Below are 20447 nucleotides of genomic sequence, written 5' to 3'. Positions count from 1 at the left end.
GTGGCCTCGGGGTATACGCTGTCGGGCACCGACGGAGCCGGGGGCAACGATGCGCGCGAAGCTGGGCGGAACGGGACGGGCGAGAATCGCGGCGGACCACGTGCGTGAGCGTGGTCTCCACCCCGCTGACAGCAGATGACTTGGTCTATACCATTCCGGTGATCAATTCCCGTCCGGTGGCCAACGAGGGGATCCCATGCCCGTCATCAGGCGCAATATCGTCCCGCTCCGGTATTCCGACCCGAGCGTCGTCGCTTACGTGCGCAGCCCGAGCGACTGGATGGTGTCCAATTGCGGCTGGATCCGGGGCCGCGAAGGGGTTCTGCTCGTCGACACCTGCGGCACCGAACGCGACACGCTCGACCTGGTCAGCGACGTCCGCAAGTACTCGACCGTCGAAATGCCGCTCACGCTCGTGCTGACCCACGCGCACGGCACCCACCACAACGGGGCGGGCGTCGCGCTGCGCAACGGCGGCCGGATCCTCGCCGCGCCCACCGCGGTGCCGATCATCCGGTCCGGCCCGCAGTGCAACGAGGAGATCTTCGCCTGCACGAACTGGGGCAAGCTCGAGGCGCCGCGGCCCGAGGCGGTGCACGCGGTGATCGAACCGGTCGAGGTGGATCTCGGCGGCGTGGTCGTGGAGGTCGTCCCCTTTCCCGGGACCGCGCACACCGACGGCGACCTCGTGTTGTTCGAACCGCGCACCGGCACGCTCTTCACCGGCGATCTGCTGTCGGTCGGATCGACGCCGTTCGCCGTGCACGGTTCGATCCCGGGCTGGCTGACCGCGCTGGACTGGCTCGACAAAATGTTCCCGGACGTCCGCACCTTCGTGCCAGGGCACGGCGGGCTCAGCCATCCGGGCAGTTTCCCGGTCGCGGTGCTGCGCACGTATCTGCACTGGCTGCTCGACGCGACCGCGGGCGCGGGCACGCCGGACTTCGCCGAACTCGCCACGATCGCCCGCCGCCGCTGGCCCACGTGGACAGTCCCGGAACGGCACATCGGGAATCTGCTGCGCGCGCACGCCGACCAGCACGGGGAACGGCTCGCGTCCGCCGAAGCGATGCGCGCGATCCGCGACGCCGCCGGCGGCAAGATCGACCTGGACACCCTGCTCGGGCTCGGCAAGTCTTAACCCCGGGAAATCGATTCCCCGACCGGGCCGCGGCCGCCTCATTCGCGGTCGAAGGGCGGGAAATCGCTATTCCCCCCAGACAGCCAGAAGGGCGCCGCCGGGAATCCCGGCGGCGCCCTCACCGCTGATCACTAGCCGCGGCCCCCGCGGCACAGCTGCCGAAAAGAACGCTCAGGCGCTGGCCTTCTTGCGCGTCGCGCGCTTGCGAGCCGGCTTGGCCGGAGCCTCGGTGTCGCGCTCCTCGTAAGCCTTCACGATCTCCGCCGGAAGCCGACCGCGGTCGGACACGGTGAAACCGTTGTTCTCGGCCCACTCGCGCATCGCCTTGTTGCGCTCGCGGTCCGCGGCGGTCGAAGCCGGCCGCGGGGCCTGCCCGGCGGCCATGCGGACCTTGCGGCCGCCGACCCGGCGCGAGGCGGCGACGTAACGGGCCAGCTCTTCCCGCAGTGCGGCAGCGTTGTCTTCGGACAGATCGATCTCGTAGCTCACGCCGTCGAGACTGAACGGGACGGTCTGTTCGGCGATGCTGCCGTCGATGTCGTCCACCATCTCGACAAGGACTTTTTGCGCCATGATTCGCGTTCCTTCACCTTCTACAGGATGTGCCTCCGAATACCCTATCGTGTCGAGTGAGGGTCCGCGCAGCGCGACTCCATTCCGGTTCTCCCCGCCCGCGCTTTCCCGGCCGGTTCCCGAACACCATCGGCGCCCAATCCGCGACTGCGCGCACAGTTCTCCGGCACTGGAAAATTTCCAGTATCGCGGTATTCGCACGCGGTTTCCCGCTGAGCGGCCTGGGAGACCGGCCCGGAAACGGCCGAAGGCCACCGGGTCGAAACCCGGTGGCCTTCGGTGTTCTGAGAGAAACGCGAGCTAGCCGCGCCCGGTCGGCGCGCCCGTCTTCGGGTCGAGCGGGAGCTTGCCCGCCTGCGGCCACCAGAAGTTGAACATGTTCCAGAGTCCGCCCGCGCGAGTGTCGAACGAGCCGTCGCCGACCCGGCCGGAGAACCAGTTGTCCTCGATGAACTTCAGCACCGAGGTCTGGTCGGTCCGGGTGTGGTCGACGTAGTTCACCTTGCTGTAGGGCGAGACGACCAGCAGCGGCAGCCGCGGGCCGTAACCGCAACGGTCGGCGTGGCCGCCGAGCCCGGCCGGCTTGCCGGTGCAGACGGCCTGGTCCTGCGAGGCGTCCTGCGAACCGTTGACGATCTTCGAGTTCTCGTGGTCGTACCAGCCGTCGGAGTCGTCGTAGGCGAGCACGATCGCGGTCGAACGCCACTCCGGCGACTGCTGGATCTTGTTGATCTCGTCCACGACGAAATGCTGTTCGTCGAGCGGGTCGGAATAGCCCGCGTGCCCGTCCTGGTACTCCGGCGCCTTGAGGAAGCTCACCGCGGGCATCGAGCCGGCCTTGAGCGAAGCGTCGAAGTCGCTCGTGTCGTACTGGTGGTTGGCCTGGTCGGTCTGCCCGATCGCCTGCACCGAGGACGGCGGCAGGTGGTGCGGGTTCGAAGTGGACTTGTAGTACTGGAACGGCTGGTGGTGCGGGCTGTAGTCCACGGAGGACTGATTGCCGATGTTCGCGTGCTTCTGCCCGCAGACCGCGTAGCCGTTCTCGGTGCCGGTCGGTTTGAAGCCGCCCTGGAACCAGCCCCACGTGACGTGCCGGTCGTTCAGCAGGTCGCCGACGTTGCGGCCCTGCATCGCGCCGAGGTTGTCCTTCGCGGTGTGGTTCTTGTCCGAACAGTCGTCCCACGCCGGGTCCGGGTCGTTGATCACGGTGCCGACGCCGTCCTCGTCGGGCGACGCGACGACGTACGGGTCGCTCTTCGGCTCGTGCGTGACCGGGTCGACCGCCTGGATCCCGTGCGTCTGCCCGGAGATCAGGTTGATCGCGCCCGGGGTGGACGGGCCGAAAACGGTGTTGAACGAGTTGTCGCTCAGCGAGTAGTGCTGCGCGTAATTCCACATGCCGGTGACGGTGTTGCCGTCGTAGTAGTCCATGACCAGGCCCGGCTCGCCGAACAGCACCGGCTGGCCCTTGCACTTGTCGGTCTCGGTCTTCTCGACGAACTTGTCCATCTTGCCGCCGTTGAACGCGGCCTGTTCGGCGCCGTAGCTGTGGTTCTGGTCGCAGGTGAGCGCCTGGTCCGGCCCGAGCCGCTTCGGGTTGTAGGCGTTCGGGTTGCGGGTGAGCAGCTTGTCGTCGAGGCCGTTGACCTTCGGCGTGTGCTTCGCCGCCTGGAACGGGGTGCCGTTCTCGTTGGTGGCGTTCGGGTAGGTGCCGAAGTAGTGGTCGAACGAAACGTTCTCGCCGAAGATCACCACGACGTGCTTGATCGGGGTGAGCGTGGGCAGCCACGACGCGGGCAACTGGTGCAGCGGCTGGGCCTGCGCGGACGATGCCGCGGAGCCGGTGACGATCGCGAGCACGGCCGCCGAAACGAGCGCGCCCGCACCGAGCAGGCGACGGCGCCGTCTGCCGAATGCTGTGTCCACTGAGGATTCCTCCTGGTTTCGCGGGTGGGGATCGGGGCGCGCCTCAGGCGAGGAGCGCCCGGCCGAAGTGGTCGCCGGGACCGGTGACGCCGGGCAGCGCGAAGAAATAGCCGCCGCCGAACGGGGAGATGTAGTCGACGAGCGGCTCGCCGATCAGCCGCTTCTGCACCGCCTCGAACTGCCGCTCGAGGTCCTGCTGGTAGCAGGTGAAGACGAGGCCCATGTCGAGGTTGCCGTTGGAGTCCACGCCGCGGTCGTAGTTGACCGCGCGGCGCAGGATCCGCTGTCCGTCGGTCTGCGGGGTGCGCGGATTCGCCTTGCGGATGTGGCTGGTGAGCGGGATGACGGTGCCGATCGGATCGTCGGCGTAGCGTGGTTCGTCCTGTTCGGACGCCCCGTCCAGCGGAGCGCCGGTGTCGCGGCGGCGGCCGAACATGTTCTCCTGCTCGGTGATCGAGACGCGGTCCCAGAACTCGACCAGCATCCGGATCAGCCGGATCACCTGGTAACTGCCGCCGGTCGTCCACGCGGGCTCGCCGTCTCCCGACACCCACACCAGCCGGTCCATTTCGGACTCGCCCGGATTCGCCGTGCCGTCCTTGAACCCCATCAGATTGCGCGGGGTGCCCGACGGGCGCGAGGGCGAGCTGAACCCGTTGATCTTCCACCGCAACTGCATTCCGCCGCGAGTCGCGCGGGCCAGGTCGCGCAGAGCGTGCAGCACGGTGTCGGTGTCCCCCGCGGACAGCGTGAGCGACAGGTCCCCGTGGCATTGCGGGGCGTCGAGCGCGTCGTTGGGGAACATGGTCATCGGCTTGAGCTTCTTGGGCTTGCGGTCGGCCAGCCCGTAACGTCCGTCGAAAAGGGACGATCCGACGCCGACGATCACGCCGAGGTCGCTGTGCGGCACGACCGGGCCGAGCACCCCGGAGTCGGCGGGCGGGGCGGTGATCCCGAGCGCCGCCGGGGCTCCGCCGTTCGTGAGGAACCGCGCACGGTCGGTGATTTCCTGGAACAGCTGCGTCAATTCCGCGCGGTTCTCGGCTACTACGTCGAAGGACGCGACGATGCTTTGCGCCGGGGGCTGGCGGAGAATCGCGGCCTGTTTGGGGCCGTGGAACGGAACGGTGTTTGTTTCTTCGCTGGCGCTTGCTGTCACGCCGATGCCAGCAGCGGCGGTGATCCCCGCGCCCACGACGGTGCGGCGCAGGAAGGACCGGCGAGAGGATTCCGTCGTCACGAGGTCCTCCTCGGCTCCGCGATGGCCGCGATCGGAGCGAGCAGCTCGGTCAGCTCGCTGACGTCGCCGTTGAGCTTCTGCCGCTGCGGCGCGGACAATTGGCTCACCGGCGTCCACGAGTTGTCCGGCTTCTTGGCGCTGTCGAGCGCGGCTTTGGTCCGCTGCATCCAGCTGTCCACCTTGGACAGTCCCGGATAACGCGGTGCCAGAACCGGGCGCAAGACGTCGAGGACCGCCTGAGTCCCGTCGAGATTCGCCCGCGCGGTGGCGAGATTGGTGCCGCTCCCGTAATCGGTGCGGGCGGTCAGTTCGAATTGCAGGGTGTTCTCCACGATCTCGTGCGCGCGCAGGCCAAGGTCGTTCGGATCGACCTGACTGTCCGCAAAGGACTTGCGGAGCTTCTGCACGTCGCTGTCCAGCTGATCGGCCACCGATCCGAGGGCGGCGAGATCTTCGTTGTGCCACAAGCCGGATTCGAGCCGGTGAAAGCCGGTGAAGTCCGGGCTCTTGACTCCGTCGGGCAGCCCGGCGGCGGTGCCGTTGATGGCCTTGTCGGAGTCGCCAAAGGCGTTATAGGCCGCGCCAAGCCGTTCGTAGTCGAGATGCGCGACAAGCCAAGCGCCCTGACTCGCGACGCGATCGTTGGCGCGAATGGCGTCCTTCACCTTGCCGACGTCGGCGGCCAACTGGCCGAGCACTTGCGTCACATGGGCTTGATAGGACTTCAACGGCCCGAGCAGATCGTTCTGCGTCACCGGCGCGACGCCCGGACCACGTTCGGCGCCACCGCTCACCGTGACCGTCGGCCCGACAATCGCCGACGAATCCTCGGGGAGACAACGGAATGCGTAAGTTCCGTTGCCGAGCGTAACCTGCATCGGCCGGCTCGTCCCGCTGCCGAGCCCCTCGACCTCGCCGTAGACCACCCCGGTCGCCGGGTCGATCAGATCCGCCTCGGCGGTCACGGTTCCGGTGTTGTGCAGGTGAAAGGTCTGAATTCCGGCTCGCGGATCCGCCCAGCCCTGCCCGCAGGCCGACCGGGAGATCTGGATCTCCGGATCCTGCGCCGAAGCCCCGTCGGGCCAGACCGCGAACGCGATCCCCGCAGCCACGACCGCAATCGCGACCCCACCGCCTATCCAGCGGGTGCGCACAGACCCCGGCACTCTTCCTCCTGCCACACGTTCGGACTACCGGGACGGAATTATGCGTGCGGAAAGTGAAGAAACCCTGGTCGAGAACGTCGCCCACCCGGGAATTCACCAGGACTTCAACCAGAGAACGGAAGAAGCCGGACATAGCCGCCAAAGCGTGTGGTAATGGCTGCCCGATTCGCCGGGTATGACACTTTCCAGCCCTGTCCGGATCATTCGGAATGTCTGGTGCCGGGCAAGGGAGGCCTCGCAGTGCCGGTCTCGCCAGGGTCTCCCAGACGTCCGGGAATCCCGTCAGCCTGGGGCAGCACCTGATTCCACGGCAAAAGGACCAAGACCAATGGCCGACACCACGCACGCAGACCTTTTCGATCTGAGCGGAAAGTACGCGCTCGTCACCGGCGGCACCAGAGGCATCGGAATGATGATCGCGCGCGGCCTCCTGCAGGCGGGTGCCCGCGTCGTTGTCAGCTCGCGCAAGAAAGACGCGTGCGCGGAGGCACAGCGTCTGCTGTCCGAATTCGGCGACGTTCGAGCATTCCCCGCCGACCTGTCCAGCCACGACGAGTGTCAGCGCCTCGCCGAACTGGTCAACGCCGGCTCGGAACGCCTGGACATCCTCGTCAACAACGCGGGAGCGATGTGGCGCGAGCCGCTGGAGACGTTCCCGGACGAGGCCTGGGACACGGTGCTCGACCTCAACCTCAAGTCGCCGTTCTGGCTGGTGCAGGCGCTGCTGCCGGCACTGCGCAGGGCGGGCTCCGCCGACGATCCCGCGCGGATCATCAACATCGGCAGCATCGCCGCCGTTCACGTCGCCGAGGCGCCCAACTACTCGTACGCCAGCAGCAAAGCGGCGCTCCATCAACTCACCAGGGTGCTCGCCAGGGAACTGGGCCCACAGCACATCACGGTGAACGCGGTGGCCCCCGGAGTGTTCCCGTCGCAGATGATGGCGGCCACGATCGACGCCATCGGCGACACGATCGCGGCGAAGGCCCCGCTGCGCCGGCTCGGCCGCGACGACGACATGGCAGGTGTCGCCGTGTTCCTCGCCAGCCGGGCCGGGTCTTACCTGACGGGTGCCATCGTCCCGGTCGACGGCGGCACCGCCACGACCGCCTCGGGCACCTAGGGCCTTTTTCCTGCTACGACGCGTGGGCGTGCCGCCATCGGGGTACCGGCAGGGCCTCCCTCCGCTGGTCGGCAGGGCTTACTGTGAGGAGGTGGCCACGATCGATCTGCGCACCGAGATCAAGGAATTCCTGAGTTCGCGTCGCGCGCGGATCACGCCCGAGCAGGCCGGTCTCCCCGCTTACGGCGGCAACCGCCGGGTCAAAGGCCTGCGTCGCGAAGAGGTCGCCCTGCTGGCCGGGGTGTCGGTCGACTACTACGTGCGGATGGAGCGCGGCAGCCTCGCCGGCGCCTCCGACGGAGTGCTCGACGCCTTGGCCTCCGCCTTGCACCTCGACGAGGCCGAGCGCGATCACCTGTTCCACCTCGCGCGGCAGTCCAAGACACCGGGCGGTGCCCGCCGTCGCCGACCCGCCGCGACAGTGCGTCCGGCACTGCAGCAGGTGCTCGCCGCCATCACCGACGCCCCGGCGTGGATCTGCAACGGCCGTTACGACGTGCTGGCCACGAACCCCCTTGCCCGCGCGCTGTATTCCCCGGTGCTGGCCGCCCCGCGACGACCGGCGAACACCGCGCGGTTCGTGTACCTGGATCCCGACGCGGCGAGAACGTTTTTCGTCGACTACGAGCGCGTCGCCCGGGACGTGGCCGCGAAGCTGCGCATGGAAGCAGGCCGCAACCCGCACGACGAGGAGCTGATCGCCCTGGTCGGCGAGTTGGCGACCAGCAGCGAACTGTTCCGGCAGCGCTGGGCTTCCCAGGACGTCCGGCTCCACCGGTCCGGACGCAAACGCCTGCACCATCCCGTCGTGGGCCAGCTCGACCTGGACGTCGAGTCGATGGAACTGCCCGCCGAACCCGGCCTGATCCTGAACGTCTACACCGCCCCCGCAGGCTCGGCGACCGCGGACGGACTGGCCCTCCTGGCCTCGTGGGCGGCCAGCCAGGAGGAATCGGCGACCGAGACTCAAGCACTCAGCTGATCTTCCCACGGCGCTTCGCGGCGTAAAGCCAAAGCACGCCACAAACCGGTGCCCCTCAGCACCGATTCCCGCTAGCGTGAAGCAGTTCGCACGAAGGGCGGGAAGCATGAACCACACCGAACTAACCGAACGTTTCGCAACCCTGACCACCGCCCATCTGGCCGACGGCTGTCTGCGCGCCCGCCTCTCCGTCCGGTGTGCGCCAGCCGGAACCCGAGCAGTCATCCCAGGACGCAAGCTAGCCGGAAGGGTTCTGCCCGCCCGCCATTCCGGCAGCGTGGACGTCTTCCTGGAAGCAATCACCTCGGCACAGCCAGGCGACGTCCTGGTAGTAGACAACCGAGGCCGCCAAGACGAAAGCTGCGTCGGCGACCTCGTCACCGCCGAAGTCGCCGCAGCCGGACTCACCGGAATAGTCATCTGGGGCTTGCACCGAGACACTGTCGAACTACGCGAAATCGGCCTCCCGGTATTCAGCCTCGGTTCCCTCTCCACCGGCCCCTTGCACCTCGACGACCGCGCCGCCGACGCCCTGGAGTCCGCCACCGTCGGCGAATGGACGGTCACCACTGACGACCTCGTCTTCGGCGACGACGACGGCGTTCTCTTCGTCCCAGCAGCCCAAGCCGACGACGTTCTCCGGTTAGCCGAGTCCATCCGCGACACCGAACACCGCCAGGCAGCCAAGATCCGTGACGGCATAACTCTTCGCGAACAGGTCCGGTTCACCGAATTCCTGTCGCGCCGCGAAACCGATCCGTCCTACACCTTCCGCCAGCACCTCCGTGCGAAGGACGGTGCCATTGAAGAATAGGAAGACCGCCCTGGTCACCATTTGCTGGCCCGGCTACGACCGGCACTTCGCCGTGAACGCCCGCGCAAGCTGGCTGTTGATCCGGGAGTTCGCCCAACGCTACAGCGGACCACACGGCGCAGGCTGGATCACCGAGCCCCTGCGCGAAGCAATCACCCAGCACACCCCGCTGGGCCGAGTCGGCGCCCCACGCGACTGCGCCGGTCCGGTCGCGTTCCTGTGCGGCCCGGAAGGCGGCTGGGTGAACGGTCACATCCTCGTCGCCAACGGAGGCGCACCATGAACGACAAACAACTCGCCTACGTCCTGCTCCCCCGAGGCGAAACCATCCTGCTGATCCGCCGCGCCCCCGACACCTTCCTGGGCGGGCATTGGGAATTCCCCGGCGGAACCGTCGAACCCGGCGAAGCCCCGGAGACCACCGCGGTGCGGGAAGTCGCCGAGGAAACCGGGCTGCGCGTACGGCTCGCCAGGGAACGGGCCCGCCAATCCTGGCCGGACCGCACCGGCAAACCGTTCACCGTGCACGCCTCCTACTACGACGCGCACCCGGAATTCCTCGGCGACCTTCAGCTCAACCCGGCCGAACACGACGACCACCGCTGGCTGACCCCCGCGGACGCGGCCGGACTCCCCCTGTCCGACCACGTCAGGCAGGTACTGCTCGGCTGAAATCCCGGGCCAGCTGCGCGGCCCGGTCCCGCAGCAACGCGCGGGCATCGGCCACGCACCGATGTTCGTCCGGCTCCACATCAGTCAGCGCGTACACCCCGGCGAAGCCCGCCGCCTGCCACTCCGGCGCGGACAGCAGACACCGGCCGGCCAAGGCGACCACCGGCGTGCCGCCCGCTGCCCGGAGAACGCCCACCGGCGCTTTTCCGTGCAGCGACTGGGTATCCAGCGATCCCTCGCCGGTGATGACGAGCCGGGCGTCGCGGGCGGCGGCCGGGAAACCCAGCAACTCCAGCAGCACCTCGATTCCCGGCCGAATACGGGCGCCGAGTCCGGTGAGGACACCGAACCCGACGCCGCCTGCCGCGCCGGCGCCCGGGGTGGTGGCGTGCGCGGAGCCCAACACTTCGGCCCACCGAGTCAGCCCGCGTTCCAGCGACGCGATCTCGGCGAGACCAGCACCCTTCTGCGGTCCATACACCGCGGCGGCGCCATCCACACCCAGCAGCGGGTTGTCCACATCGGACGCCAGAACGACGTCCACTTCGGGCAGTCCAGAAAGATCCACTGTGGACAACTCGGTCAACGCCGCTCCGCCCGGCGGAATCGGTGCACCGGAGGCGTCGAGCAGTCGCGCGCCCAACGCCGTCAGCAATCCGGCTCCGCCGTCGGTACAGGCACTGCCACCGACGCCCAGCACGATCTGTGTCGCGCCGGCGGCACGGGCGGCCGCGATCAGCTCGCCCGTGCCGTAGCTCGACGCGGTCAGCGGTTCCAGCCGGCCGCCGGGCAGCCGGTGAAGGCCGGACGCCTCCGCCAGTTCGACCACGGCGACCGTCCCGCGCAGCGCGTAGTACGCGGTGATCCGGCGGCCGGTCGGCCCGGAAACCCGCACCGGCACTCGCCGGAACCCGGCGGCGACGGCGGCGGCGACTGTTCCGTCGCCGCCGTCCGCCACCGGCAGCTGCCGCACCGGTTCGCCGGGTGCGACCTCGGCGAACGCCGCGGCCACCACCTCCGCGACCTCCGCCGCGGTGAGCGAGCCCTTGAACTTGTCCGGAGCCACCAGAACCGTCACGCGGCGGCCTTGAACGCGCGCCAGTCGCCGATTTCCGTGATGTCCCGCAGCTGCACGTGCGAGGTCTGCGGCCGCCGCAACAGCATCGCGAACGCCGAACTGCCGTCGGCCAGTTCGATCACGCCCAGCTCCAGCTCCGGCGGTTCGGACGGGAGCACGCGGTCGCGCAGCTGGTCCAGCGTGAGGTCGTAGACCTCGCCGGAGATCGCCGCGCCGCCGTGCGCCACCGGGACCAGAGCCGGGCATTGCCCGCCTACCGAATAGAACCGGTACTTCGCGGCCGTGGTCGTTTCGGCCACCAGTGGAGCGCCGTCGAGCAGGTGGTGCAGGGGTTCGCCGCGCATTGCGCCGCCGTTGAGGAACATCAGAGGCATGGTGGTCCCTTTCTTTTAGAGGATCGCCTTCACCACGTCGATTCCGAAATAGACGGTGAACACGAGCGCGAGCACGGTGAGGATCCACCCTGCTTCACGCCACTTCCCGCGGAAGGTCTTGATCAGCACGAACGCGATGAGGCCCGCGCCGACGCCGTTGGTGATGGAGTAGGTGAACGGAATGAGCGCGACCGTCAGGAACACCGGGATCGTGTAATCCGGGTCGTGCCACGGAATGTTGCGGCACTGCGCCACCATCATCCCGCCGATCACCACGAGCGCGGGCGCGGCGGCCTGCGCCGGGACGATGCCCGCGATCGGCGTGAACAGCAGCGTCGCCCCGAACAGCAGTCCGGTCACGACACTCGCCAGCCCGGTCCGCGCGCCCTCCCCGACGCCGGCCGCGGACTCCAGGAACACGGTGTTCGGCGACGAGCCGGACATCCCGCCCGCGATCGCCCCTGCCCCGTCCACGAACAGGATCCGGCCCATCCGCGGCACCCGGCCGTTCTTCGACAGCCCGGCCTCGGCCGACAGGCTGGTGATGGTGCCCATCGCGTCGAAGAAGCCGGACAGCACCAGGGTGAACAGGAAGATCGTCGCGGTCAGCGCACCCGCCTTGGCGAATCCGCCGAACAGGTCGACGTGTCCGAGCAGACCGAAATCAGGGGCCGCTACCACGGAATGCGGCAGCGTCGGAGTCGTCAACCCCCAGTCGCCGACGCCGAAACCGTCGTGCAGCACCACCGCGAGCACGGTGGCGGCGGCGATGCTGATCAGCACCGCTCCCGGCACCTTCCGTGCCATCAGCACGGTCATCAGCAGCAGGCCGAAGCAGAACACCGCGATCGGCAGACCGGACAGATGCCCGTCGGTGCCGAGCCGCACCGGGACGGTGGTGTGCGCGGCGTCCGGAATACGTGTCACGAACCCGGCGCTCACCAGCCCGACGAGCGCGATGTAGAGCCCGATGCCGACGGTGATCGCGGTTTTCAGCGGTCCGGGAATCGCGTTCATGATGCGTTCCCGGACGCCGCTGACCGCCATCAGCACAATGCAGACGCCTTCCAGCACCACGAGCCCGAAGGCTTGTGCCCACGTCATCGACGGGGCCATCTGGAACGCGACGATGCCGTTGATGCCGAGCCCGGCGGCGAGCGCGAGCGGCGCGTTGCCGACGAGTCCCATGAGGACAGTCATCACCGCGGCGGCGAGCGCGGTCGCCGTGGTCACTTGCGCGGCGCTGAGTTTCGCGCCGGTGATGTCGGCGGAAGCGCCGAGGATGAGCGGGTTGAGCAAAACGATGTAGGCCATCGCGACGAAAGTGGTCACGCCGCCGCGTACTTCCCGGCCTACGGTGGTGTTGCGAGCGCGTATTTCGAAGAGTCGCTCCACAATGGACTTGCGCTGTGGTCCGGGAGCCGAGGTCACCGCTTCGTCGAGGCGTACCTGGGTCATGCGTCCTCCCCTTGCCGGTGGGTGTGCCGCACCGCACCCCTGGCATACGCACGGGGCGGGACGGCGGGACGTTTGCGTTTTTCTGGTGCTCCGGTCAGCACCGGGATGGTGGCCCGGTGGGGTGGGGCGGTGGACGCTGAAGCCGATTCTGACCGGCATTCAGCACTCGCCGAGGTTCAGTACTCGATCCGGTCGGATCGGCCGAGCCAGGCGGAAAACGGGGCGAAAGCCTCCGGTGTGGACACTCGCGAAACCGGGGTCTGCCACGTTTCGCGCGGGTTCTCGAAAAGCTCGTAGAACGCCCGGTCGTCGAATCCGGCGCGGGCGGCGTCGTGCCGGTCGGCCGCGTACAGCACGCGGTCCACGCGCGCCCACAGCGACGACGCGAGGCACATCGGGCACGGCTCGCACGAGGAGACGAGCACGCAGCCGGCCAGGCTGAACGTGTCAAGCGCCTGGCAGGCCGCGCGGATCGCGACCACCTCGGCGTGCGCGGTCGGGTCGAGCGACGGGGTGACGCGGTTGACGCCGGTCGCGACGATCTCGCCGTCCTTCACCACCAGCGCGCCGAACGGTCCGCCGCCGTCGGCGACGTTCTTCTCGGCGATCCGCACGCATTCGGCGAGCCAGGCGCGTTCGACGTCGGCATCGATGGACACGGTCATGACAGTACTGCTCCCAACAGCTCGGGTTTCGGTTTGCTCAGGACCAGGCCGGGCCGGCCGGCGGGGCGTCGTCGCGCAGGACGGTGCCCTCGATCAGGCCGTAGGGCCGGTCGGCGGCGTAGAACACCTCGCCGGGGTTGTCGAGGCCGAACGGCTCGAGGTCGACGAGGAAGTGGTGCTTGTTCGGCAGCGAGAACCGGATCTCCGCGATTTCCGGGACGGCTTCCAGTACCGCCTGCCCCATCGCGTACAGCGTCTGCTGCAGGGACTGGCTGTGCGTGCCGCCGAACGCGTCGAGCAGCGTGGCGAGCGCGGTCTCGTGCGCGTGCGCCCAGTCGGCTTCCTCGACGGAGTACCGCCAGGTCGCCGACACCGCGGTGGCGAGGATCCGGTCCTTCACCTCGACCAGCGTGGTGTACTCGTCGCGCGGGAAGCCCCAGAACTCGGAGCCGGTGGAGTTGAGCACGGTCAGGTCTTCCACCCCGCCGAGCACCCAGGCCCGCTCGCCGTCGTAGGTGACGCGCGTGGTGCGGGTCCCCGCTCCGGAACGCGCGAACGAATGGTGCGCCGGCCGTCCGCCGACCTGCAGCCGCTCCCACGGATGGGCGACGATCCCGACGCGCGCGGCGTGGATGCTCTCCTGCGTGGACACGAAGTGCCGGGCCAGCCGCAGCGCGAAGTCCTCGATCTCGCCGATGCCGTCGCGGGCGAAGGCGAAGACGGTGTTCTTCTGCGTGTCGGTGGCCAGCACCTTGTCGTTGGCCCCGGTCAGATGGGTGTCGCTCATGTCGCCCGACAGCGACACGCTCACGGTGAGGTCGGTGATCCGGTGCTCGTCACCGTCACGGTCGACGCGGACCAGCCGGTTTTCGGCCTTCCCGTAGCGGTTGTCGCCCAGAACGATCGCCATTGGTATCCCTTCTTCTTCGCTCGCCGAGTGAGTACACCTGCCGCGGCGTGGCACGGGCCACGGCAGATCCACCGAAAGCGGCGAGCGGGAAGGGCCGGTTTTTCGTAGTTTCCGCCAAACCCCTCTGGTGTGCGGTACTGATGGGCGGAAGGAGGCGCGCATGCGGCTGGGTGCACTGCTCGACACCCCGGAGCTGGGGTTGCGGCTGCTGGCGGGCGAGAAGGCGCGCGACCGCGAGTTCGGCCGCGTCTTCCAGGCGACCCTGCAGGATCCGACGCGGTACCTCGACGGCGGCGAGATCGTGCTGTGCGGAATGCGCTGGCTGCCGGGGCCGTCCGACGCGGACGCGTTCGTCGGCAAGCTCGCCGCCGCGGGCGTGACCGCGCTCGGGGCCGGGACCGCCGAGGTCGGCGGACCGGTGCCGGACTACCTCGTGACCGCCTGCGAGCGCGTCGGCCTGCCCTTGTTCGAGGTCCCCGTGTCGGTTTCGTTCGCGACCGTGGCCGAGCGGGTGATCCTGGGCCTGGCGGCGGAACGCTCGGCGCCCGCCCGCGATTCGCACCGGCGGCTGGTCGCCGCGGTGACCTCCGGGCGAGGGCTGTCCGCGCTGGTCAAGGCCGGTGCGGAGGAACTGGGGACCGGCTGCGTCGTGCTGAGCGCGACCGGACAGCAGCTGGCCGGCGGCCCCGAACTGCCCGCCGCGCGGCGCACCGCGCTGGCTCGGAGGTTCCTGCGCGCCGAACGGCTGCCGTGCCAGGACGGTCCGGTCACGCTGCTCGGCGCGGCCGGACGCTCCGGGCATCGGATCGCGAGCTGGTTCTTGGTGGTGGACGGCGATCCGGCGCAGTGGCCGTCCGCCCGCCGCGAGCTGGCGCAGGAACTCGCCGCGCTGATCGGGCTCGAACGGTCCCGGGTGGACGAGGCCCGGCGGATCGAGAACCGGGCGGCCGAACCGCTGCTGCGGCTGGTGCTCTCCGACGACGCCGCGCCGGGCGAGCTGACCTCCCGGCTGTCCGCCGCCGGGTTCGCCCCGCAGGAACCGGTGGCCACGCTGTCGGCCGAGGTCCGCGGCGGCGGGCCGGGACTCGCGCAGGTGCTGGTGGAGGAGCTGCTTTCGACCACCGGACAGCCGGTGCTGGTGGCGACCGTCGACGGCGAGACGTTCGGCCTCTTCTCCTCGCGCGACACCGAGACGTTGCGGGAAGCAGTGCACACCATCGAGCCGGCGCTCGGGTCCGCGCGGTTGACGCTCGGCCTCAGCCGGGCCGCGGACGCCGCCGGTCTGCGCTCCGGCGTGCAGGAAGCCCGGCATGCGCGCACACTGGCCGCGTTGACGCCGGGCCGCGCGACGGTGCTGTCCGGCGATGAAGTGGCGTCTCATTTGCTGCTGCTCGCGGCCGTGCCGGAAGACTTGCGCCGGACATTCGGCGAAAAAGTACTGGGGCCGGTACTCGCGTACGACGCCGCACACGGTTCCGAATTGATAACGACACTCAAGGCGTTCCTGGAGAATTCGGGATCTTGGACACAGACGGCGGCCACGCTCCACTTGCACGTGAACACCCTGCGATACCGCATCACCCGGATCGGCGAACTCACCGGACGCGATCCGAGCCGGTTCGCCGACCGCGTGGATCTTTATCTGGCGGGCTGCTTCACGCAGAATTGGGGGTGGTCTTGACCATCCGTCCGAAATGTCCTGCGGAAACGCCGGGCCCGGTGATTTCCCGTACCCCGTAACGGAAATCCAACCAGTACGCTGTTCCGTAAAGAATTATTGGGAATACTTGACCATTCGATGAAGCACGACGGCACTCGGGAGGAGGATGCACCATCCGGTGAAGCGTCCTACTCTGAGGTCATGTACATCGCATTGCTGTCCTACACAGCACCTCGAAACGAAGTCGACTACGCACTGGCCGAACACGCGGACTGGCTGCGCGGCCACTTCGCGCGCGGATTGTTCCTCGTTTCCGGAAAAGGAAACGAGGACGCGGACCAGGTCATCATCTCCCGCCCGTGCCTGCGCGGCAAGCTCGACGCCGTGCTCGCCACCGACCCGCTCGTGCTGCAACGCCTCGCGCATTACCGCGTGATCGAATTCTCCGCCACCCGCACCGCTGATGAGTTCCTGACCGTCAACGAGGCGCTCGCCTCCTGATCGCACCGCTGTTCGCAGGATCGACCGAACGCCCGGACGCAGGTGGCCTCCGGACCGCTCCGCCCGCCACCTGCCGGACGTACTCCCGGCGCGAACTCGCCTATGATCACGCGAGATCTTTCGTTCCGGCCCGGGAGACCGCATGCACACGCCCGACCTCGTGTTCCGAGGCCGTCGCCTCACCAGTGACCGCGCCCTGGTGATGGCCATCATCAACCGCACTCCCGACTCGTTCTACGACAACGGTGCGACCTTCGAAGAAGCCCCCGCTCAGGCGGCCATCCGCCGCGCGCACGCCGAGGGAGCCGACCTGATCGACATCGGCGGCGTCCCCGCGGGCAAGGGCCCCGAGGTCACCGCGGCGGAGGAGATCCGCCGGGTCGTGCCGACCGTCGCCTGGGCCCGCGAGAACTTCCCCGAGCTGGTCATCAGCGTGGACACCTACCGCGCCGAGGTCGCCGACGCCGTCTGCCGCGCGGGCGCGGACCTGGTCAACGACAACTGGGCGGCGATCGAGCCCGAGATCCTCGACGTCGCCGCCGAGCACGGCGCGGGCTACATCTGCTCGCACACCAACGGTCTCGTGCCGCGCACCGAAGCGCTCCGGCCGGTGTACGACGACGTGGTGGCCGCGGTGGTCGAAGGCACCACCGAGCTGGCCGAACGCGCGCTGGCCGCGGGCGTGCCGCGCGAGGGCATCATGATCGACCCCTGCATCGACTTCGGGAAGAACTCCTACCAGTCGCTCGAGCTGCTGCGGCACGTCGACGCGCTGGTCGCGACCGGCTGGCCGGTGCTGATGGCGCTGTCGAACAAGGACGTGATCGGCGAAACGCTGGACCTCCCGGTCGGCGAACGGGTCGTCGGCACGCTCGCCGCGACCGCGGTGTCCGCGATGCACGGCGCGGCGATGTTCCGTGCGCACCAGGTCCGCGAGACGCGGCAGGTCGCGGAGATGGTCGCGAGCATCGTCGGCACCCGGCCGCCGGCGAACGTTGTACGGTCGGTCTGATGCGCGAAGTCTTTCCCGGAAACTCAGACCGCACCGAGGCCGACGTCGAGCAGCTCTACGTCTATCCGGACGTGCCGAAGTGGCTCGCGGTGAACTTCGTTTCGAGCGCCGACGGCGGGATCACCATCGAAGGCCGCTCGGGCGGATTGTCGACGCCCGCGGACCGGATCGTCTACCGGCTGGGCAACGACCTCGCCGACGTCGTGCTGGTCGGCGCGGGCACCGCGCAGGCCGAGGGGTTCGAGGGCCTGCGGCCGGACGAGAAGACCGCCGAGCGGCGGCGCAGGCACGGGCTGGCCCCGATCGCGCCGATCGCCGTGGTCAGCACCGGCCGTTCGCTGCCGCCGGACGCACCGGTGATCACCAAGGCCCTGGTGCCCACGATCGTCATCACGAGCGCGGCGACCGATCCGGAACTGCGCGCGGCGTGGGCGTCGGCCGGGGCGGATGTCCTGGTTGCTGGGACAGGCGACCCAACTCTGCACGAGGCCACCGGCGACCCGGCCTTGCACGCCGCCCCGGACGACCAGCGCCCGCGCCCCCGGCACGGCGACGTCGACCTCGCGGCGGCGGTGGACGAACTGGCCCGCCGCGGCCTCCGCCGCATCGACTGCGAGGGCGGACCGCACCTGTTCGCGTCGCTGCTGGCCGCCGGTGTGGTCGACGAACTGCGTCTGACGGTCGCGCCGATGCTGATCGCCGGAGACGCGCCGCGGGTCGCGATGGGCGCGGCGATCGAGCCGCAGCAGCTCGAATTAATTAGCGTGCTTGTCGACGACAGTTCAGTACTCTTGCGGTATCACGTCCACTGACCCGGGGAGGGATCGTGGCCAAGACCGCTCTGCGCAATGTGCGCGTCTTCGACGGACAAGGACTCACCGAGCCGCGCACCGTCGTCATCGACGGGCCGGTGCTCGGCACAGATCCCGCCGGGGCAAGGGAAATCGACGCCGCCGGGGCGACGCTGCTGCCCGGCCTCATCGACGCGCACCTTCACCTGGAACGGCCGGATCAACTGGCCGACCTCGCCGAATGGGGCATCACGACCGGCCTCGACATGGCGTGCTGGCCAGCCGAGCGCGTGGCCGAGATACGTGCTGCGGGCCCGGCGGATTTCCGCACCGCGGGGCTTCCCCTGATCGGCCCGCACGGCCTCCACTCCACGATCCCGGAAATGCCCGCTTCCGCGATCGTCACGACCGCGGAAGCCGCCGTCCAGTTCGTCGAAGCGCGGGCTGCGGAGGGCGTCGACTACGTCAAAGGCGTCGCCGAAGCTCCTGGTGACGGCGGGCCGCCCGCAGAGGCGTTGCAGGCGTTGGTCGACGCGGCGCGGGAGCGAGGGCTGGACGCCGTCGTGCACGCGGCGACCCCCGGCGCGTACCACCTGGCTGTGGCGACCGGCGCGCGGTTCGTGACGCATGTGCCGGTGGTCGGCCGGATCGCCGCCGAAGACATCGACGCGATGAAGGCCGCCGGGCAGACGGCGATCCCGACGCTCACCATGATGGAAGGGGCGCTCGCCTTCTTCGACGGCGCCGCTGGCGATTTCGTGGCCAATACAGCAGCTTTGCACGCCGCAGGGGTCGAAATCCTCGCCGGAACCGACGCCAACGGAGGCTCCGGAGCCCCGCTCGCAGTCGCGCACGGGTCGAGCCTGCACCACGAGTTCGAACTGCTGGCCGAAGCGGGGTTGAGTTCGGTGGAGATCCTGCGTGCCGCGACGTCCGCCCCGGCGCGGGCGTTCGGGCTGACGGATCGGGGCGAGATCCGGCCTGGGCTGCGAGCCGATCTGGTTCTCGTCGAAGGCGATCCGGTGGCGGACCTGTCGGCGACCCGGGCGATCCGCACGGTGTGGTGCGCTGGAACGGAAATCGCCCGCTAGCCGAGGTCCAGGAGGCACCGGTGGTACCGGTCCAGCACGGTGCCGTCCTCGACCGTCCGGCCGCTCAGCTCGAATCCCGCTCGCCGCGCCACCGCGCTTGAACTGACGTTTTCCGGCTCCACCTTGATCACCGCCCGCTTCGCGCCAGCACCGGCCGCGTACCGGACCGCCAGCAGCACCGTCCTCGTCGCGAACCCACGACCGCGCCACTGCGGATACAGCCCGTACGCCACGTTCGCCTCCCCCGGCACGAGATGCTCGCCGGAGAACCGCAGGTCGACCGTCCCCGCCAGCACGCCGTTCACCCGGATGCCGAACGCCCGCAACGACCCGCCGGAAACCCATTCCTCCTGGCAGTGCTGGAAATACTCCCGGGTCCCGGCGAGCGTCCCCGGTCCGCCGTTGAGCCAGCGGATCAGCTCCGGGTCCTCGCCCGCGAAGTGCGCCTCCGCGTCGTCCGGCCGCAGCGGGGACAAGGCGAGCGCGCCGTCGGACAGCTCCTCAAGACCGCTGAACGGCATCATCGGCTTCCTCGAAGGTCTTCTGTGCCTTGGTCAGCTCGTCGGCCGCCCGGGCAGCACGGTGCTCCGCCTCGGCGAGGCGTTCGCGCAATTCGGTCACCCGCTCGTCGGCCTGTTCGGCCGTCCGCTCCGCGCGCTGCAGATTCCGCTCGGCTTCCGCCCGCGCCCGCACCGCCTGCCGCCGTTCCAGTGCGCGGACCCGGGCTTCCTCCTCGGCCTTCCGGTCCTTTTCGGACTGTCGGGTCTTCTTGGCGGGTGCGGGATTCGTCGGCAGCGACAGCCAGCGGTCGGCGTCCTGACGGGCCTTCGACGTCAGCCGTCCGGCCAGCGCCAGCCGGGCGACCTCGGCGTCCGCGACGATCGCCTCCAGCGTTTCCTCCACCTCGCGCTCGACGGAATCGCTCAAGCCAGAGGCGTCCCGCACGATCCGCTGCACCAGCTCCGCCCGCTGGTGCGCCAGTTCGCGCAACCGGGAGCCGTCGAGCTGCTCGTGCGCGTCGCGCAGTTTCTCGCCCAGCGAGGCCAGCTCGGACAGCGGAGCGGAACCGTCACGCGCCAGGCGGTTGACGTACGCCGCGGCCGCGGTCGGCTTGCGCAGCGCGCGGATCCGGCGCGCCAGCTCGACGTCGCCCGCTTCCTTCGCCGCGCGGGCGGCCGCGGTGCGCTCCGCGACGAAGTCGGCCGGCTCACCCGCATAGAGCCGGTCGGCGACGGTATCGAAATCCGAGGTTGCCACGTGTGCCACCGAA

General features: G+C 69.2%; 22 protein-coding genes. 11 read left to right on the top strand and 11 right to left on the bottom strand.

The annotated features are described in order from the left end of the window. Positions 1–196: 196 nt before the first annotated feature. Positions 197–1141, top strand: coding sequence for an MBL fold metallo-hydrolase (locus tag ACZ7OI_RS45290; protein WP_470270290.1), 945 nt, complete (start codon positions 197–199; stop codon positions 1139–1141). Positions 1142–1312: 171 nt separating this feature from the next. Here the strand turns inward: ACZ7OI_RS45290 and ACZ7OI_RS45285 are convergent, their stop codons facing one another. From ACZ7OI_RS45285 to ACZ7OI_RS45270, 4 genes are all read right to left on the bottom strand, one after another. Beyond that, on the bottom strand, positions 1313–1714 hold the full coding sequence (locus ACZ7OI_RS45285; protein WP_470270289.1) for a histone-like nucleoid-structuring protein Lsr2: 402 nt from the start codon (positions 1712–1714) through the stop codon (positions 1313–1315). 300 nt (positions 1715–2014) lie between these two features. Next, complete coding sequence (locus tag ACZ7OI_RS45280) at positions 2015–3640, bottom strand: phospholipase C (protein WP_470270288.1); 1626 nt, start codon at positions 3638–3640, stop codon at positions 2015–2017. A gap of 43 nt (positions 3641–3683) precedes the next feature. Continuing rightward, the gene (locus ACZ7OI_RS45275; RefSeq protein ID WP_470270287.1) at positions 3684–4880 is read right to left on the bottom strand and encodes a Dyp-type peroxidase; all 1197 of its coding nucleotides are present in this window, start codon (positions 4878–4880) and stop codon (positions 3684–3686) included. Further along, a complete protein-coding gene (locus tag ACZ7OI_RS45270; RefSeq protein WP_470270286.1) occupies positions 4877–5992 on the bottom strand; it encodes an EfeM/EfeO family lipoprotein in 1116 nt (371 codons plus the stop codon). The genes ACZ7OI_RS45275 and ACZ7OI_RS45270 overlap by 4 nt, the downstream gene beginning before the upstream one ends. 382 nt (positions 5993–6374) lie before the next feature. Here ACZ7OI_RS45270 and ACZ7OI_RS45265 point away from each other — a divergent pair, with 382 nt between their 5' ends. The 5 genes from ACZ7OI_RS45265 (at position 6375) to ACZ7OI_RS45245 (ending at position 9637) form a co-directional block, all read left to right on the top strand. After that, the gene (locus ACZ7OI_RS45265) at positions 6375–7169 is read left to right on the top strand and encodes an SDR family oxidoreductase (RefSeq protein WP_470270285.1); all 795 of its coding nucleotides are present in this window, start codon (positions 6375–6377) and stop codon (positions 7167–7169) included. A 91-nt stretch (positions 7170–7260) separates the two neighbouring features. Further along, positions 7261–8151, top strand: a complete 891-nt coding sequence (locus ACZ7OI_RS45260) for a helix-turn-helix transcriptional regulator (protein ID WP_470270284.1) — start codon at positions 7261–7263, stop codon at positions 8149–8151. A 106-nt stretch (positions 8152–8257) separates the two neighbouring features. Next, entirely contained in the window at positions 8258–8965 is a 708-nt protein-coding gene (locus ACZ7OI_RS45255) for an RraA family protein (protein WP_470270283.1), read from the top strand. Next, positions 8955–9248 (top strand): SDR family oxidoreductase, encoded by a 294-nt coding sequence (locus tag ACZ7OI_RS45250; protein ID WP_470270282.1) that lies wholly within the window; start codon positions 8955–8957, stop codon positions 9246–9248. The genes ACZ7OI_RS45255 and ACZ7OI_RS45250 overlap by 11 nt, the downstream gene beginning before the upstream one ends. After that, complete coding sequence (locus ACZ7OI_RS45245; RefSeq protein WP_470270281.1) at positions 9245–9637, top strand: NUDIX hydrolase; 393 nt, start codon at positions 9245–9247, stop codon at positions 9635–9637. Before ACZ7OI_RS45250 ends, ACZ7OI_RS45245 begins: the two co-directional genes overlap by 4 nt. Here the strand turns inward: ACZ7OI_RS45245 and ACZ7OI_RS45240 are convergent. From ACZ7OI_RS45240 to pucL, 5 genes are all read right to left on the bottom strand, one after another. Next, positions 9615–10715, bottom strand: a complete 1101-nt coding sequence (locus tag ACZ7OI_RS45240; protein ID WP_470270280.1) for a glycerate kinase — start codon at positions 10713–10715, stop codon at positions 9615–9617. The genes ACZ7OI_RS45245 and ACZ7OI_RS45240 overlap by 23 nt on opposite strands. Further along, positions 10712–11089, bottom strand: coding sequence for an allophanate hydrolase-related protein (locus ACZ7OI_RS45235; protein ID WP_009082380.1), 378 nt, complete (start codon positions 11087–11089; stop codon positions 10712–10714). The genes ACZ7OI_RS45240 and ACZ7OI_RS45235 overlap by 4 nt, the downstream gene beginning before the upstream one ends. Positions 11090–11104: 15 nt before the next feature. Continuing rightward, the gene (locus tag ACZ7OI_RS45230) at positions 11105–12547 is read right to left on the bottom strand and encodes an NCS2 family permease (protein WP_470270279.1); all 1443 of its coding nucleotides are present in this window, start codon (positions 12545–12547) and stop codon (positions 11105–11107) included. Between the two features lie 176 nt (positions 12548–12723). Then, entirely contained in the window at positions 12724–13212 is a 489-nt protein-coding gene (locus ACZ7OI_RS45225; RefSeq protein WP_470270278.1) for a nucleoside deaminase, read from the bottom strand. Positions 13213–13249: 37 nt separating this feature from the next. Further along, on the bottom strand, positions 13250–14122 hold the full coding sequence (gene pucL, locus ACZ7OI_RS45220; RefSeq protein ID WP_470270277.1) for a factor-independent urate hydroxylase: 873 nt from the start codon (positions 14120–14122) through the stop codon (positions 13250–13252). A gap of 160 nt (positions 14123–14282) precedes the next feature. Between pucL and ACZ7OI_RS45215 the strand changes: the two genes are divergently transcribed. From ACZ7OI_RS45215 to ACZ7OI_RS45195, 5 genes are all read left to right on the top strand, one after another. Further along, entirely contained in the window at positions 14283–15803 is a 1521-nt protein-coding gene (locus ACZ7OI_RS45215; protein ID WP_470270276.1) for a PucR family transcriptional regulator, read from the top strand. Positions 15804–15983: 180 nt separating this feature from the next. Beyond that, complete coding sequence (locus ACZ7OI_RS45210; RefSeq protein ID WP_470270275.1) at positions 15984–16283, top strand: YciI family protein; 300 nt, start codon at positions 15984–15986, stop codon at positions 16281–16283. Between the two features lie 142 nt (positions 16284–16425). Further along, a complete protein-coding gene (gene folP, locus ACZ7OI_RS45205; RefSeq protein WP_470270274.1) occupies positions 16426–17295 on the top strand; it encodes a dihydropteroate synthase in 870 nt (289 codons plus the stop codon). After that, positions 17295–18107, top strand: a complete 813-nt coding sequence (locus ACZ7OI_RS45200) for a pyrimidine reductase family protein (protein WP_470270273.1) — start codon at positions 17295–17297, stop codon at positions 18105–18107. Before folP ends, ACZ7OI_RS45200 begins: the two co-directional genes overlap by 1 nt. A 14-nt stretch (positions 18108–18121) precedes the next feature. Further along, positions 18122–19177 carry an amidohydrolase family protein gene (locus ACZ7OI_RS45195; protein WP_470270272.1) on the top strand — a complete coding sequence of 352 codons (1056 nt, stop codon included), beginning with the start codon at positions 18122–18124 and terminating at the stop codon, positions 19175–19177. Here ACZ7OI_RS45195 and ACZ7OI_RS45190 read toward each other — a convergent pair. After that, positions 19174–19701: a GNAT family N-acetyltransferase gene (locus ACZ7OI_RS45190; protein ID WP_470270271.1), complete on the bottom strand. Its 528-nt coding sequence runs from the start codon at positions 19699–19701 to the stop codon at positions 19174–19176. The genes ACZ7OI_RS45195 and ACZ7OI_RS45190 overlap by 4 nt on opposite strands. Next, positions 19679–20434 carry a hypothetical protein gene (locus ACZ7OI_RS45185; RefSeq protein WP_470270270.1) on the bottom strand — a complete coding sequence of 252 codons (756 nt, stop codon included), beginning with the start codon at positions 20432–20434 and terminating at the stop codon, positions 19679–19681. The genes ACZ7OI_RS45190 and ACZ7OI_RS45185 overlap by 23 nt, the downstream gene beginning before the upstream one ends. Positions 20435–20447 lie beyond the last annotated feature (13 nt).

The organism is Amycolatopsis sp. NPDC114503 (genome assembly GCF_055633655.1).
The sequence above is the reverse complement of the archived record's forward strand: the minus strand, read 5'-3'. Positions and strand labels throughout refer to the sequence as shown.

Bases quoted from the DNA above. Each gene is read 5' to 3' on its own strand.
- ACZ7OI_RS45290 (WP_470270290.1), top strand. From the start codon at position 197: ATGCCCGTCATCAGGCGCAATATCGTCCCGCTCCGGTATTCCGACCCG.
- ACZ7OI_RS45285 (WP_470270289.1), bottom strand. From the start codon at position 1,714: ATGGCGCAAAAAGTCCTTGTCGAGATGGTGGACGACATCGACGGCAGC.
- ACZ7OI_RS45265 (WP_470270285.1), top strand. From the start codon at position 6,375: ATGGCCGACACCACGCACGCAGACCTTTTCGATCTGAGCGGAAAGTAC.
- ACZ7OI_RS45255 (WP_470270283.1), top strand. From the start codon at position 8,258: ATGAACCACACCGAACTAACCGAACGTTTCGCAACCCTGACCACCGCC.
- ACZ7OI_RS45245 (WP_470270281.1), top strand. From the start codon at position 9,245: ATGAACGACAAACAACTCGCCTACGTCCTGCTCCCCCGAGGCGAAACC.
- ACZ7OI_RS45235 (WP_009082380.1), bottom strand. From the start codon at position 11,089: ATGCCTCTGATGTTCCTCAACGGCGGCGCAATGCGCGGCGAACCCCTG.
- ACZ7OI_RS45230 (WP_470270279.1), bottom strand. From the start codon at position 12,547: ATGACCCAGGTACGCCTCGACGAAGCGGTGACCTCGGCTCCCGGACCA.
- ACZ7OI_RS45225 (WP_470270278.1), bottom strand. From the start codon at position 13,212: ATGACCGTGTCCATCGATGCCGACGTCGAACGCGCCTGGCTCGCCGAA.
- pucL (WP_470270277.1), bottom strand. From the start codon at position 14,122: ATGGCGATCGTTCTGGGCGACAACCGCTACGGGAAGGCCGAAAACCGG.
- ACZ7OI_RS45215 (WP_470270276.1), top strand. From the start codon at position 14,283: ATGCGGCTGGGTGCACTGCTCGACACCCCGGAGCTGGGGTTGCGGCTG.
- ACZ7OI_RS45210 (WP_470270275.1), top strand. From the start codon at position 15,984: ATGTACATCGCATTGCTGTCCTACACAGCACCTCGAAACGAAGTCGAC.
- folP (WP_470270274.1), top strand. From the start codon at position 16,426: ATGCACACGCCCGACCTCGTGTTCCGAGGCCGTCGCCTCACCAGTGAC.
- ACZ7OI_RS45200 (WP_470270273.1), top strand. From the start codon at position 17,295: ATGCGCGAAGTCTTTCCCGGAAACTCAGACCGCACCGAGGCCGACGTC.
- ACZ7OI_RS45190 (WP_470270271.1), bottom strand. From the start codon at position 19,701: ATGATGCCGTTCAGCGGTCTTGAGGAGCTGTCCGACGGCGCGCTCGCC.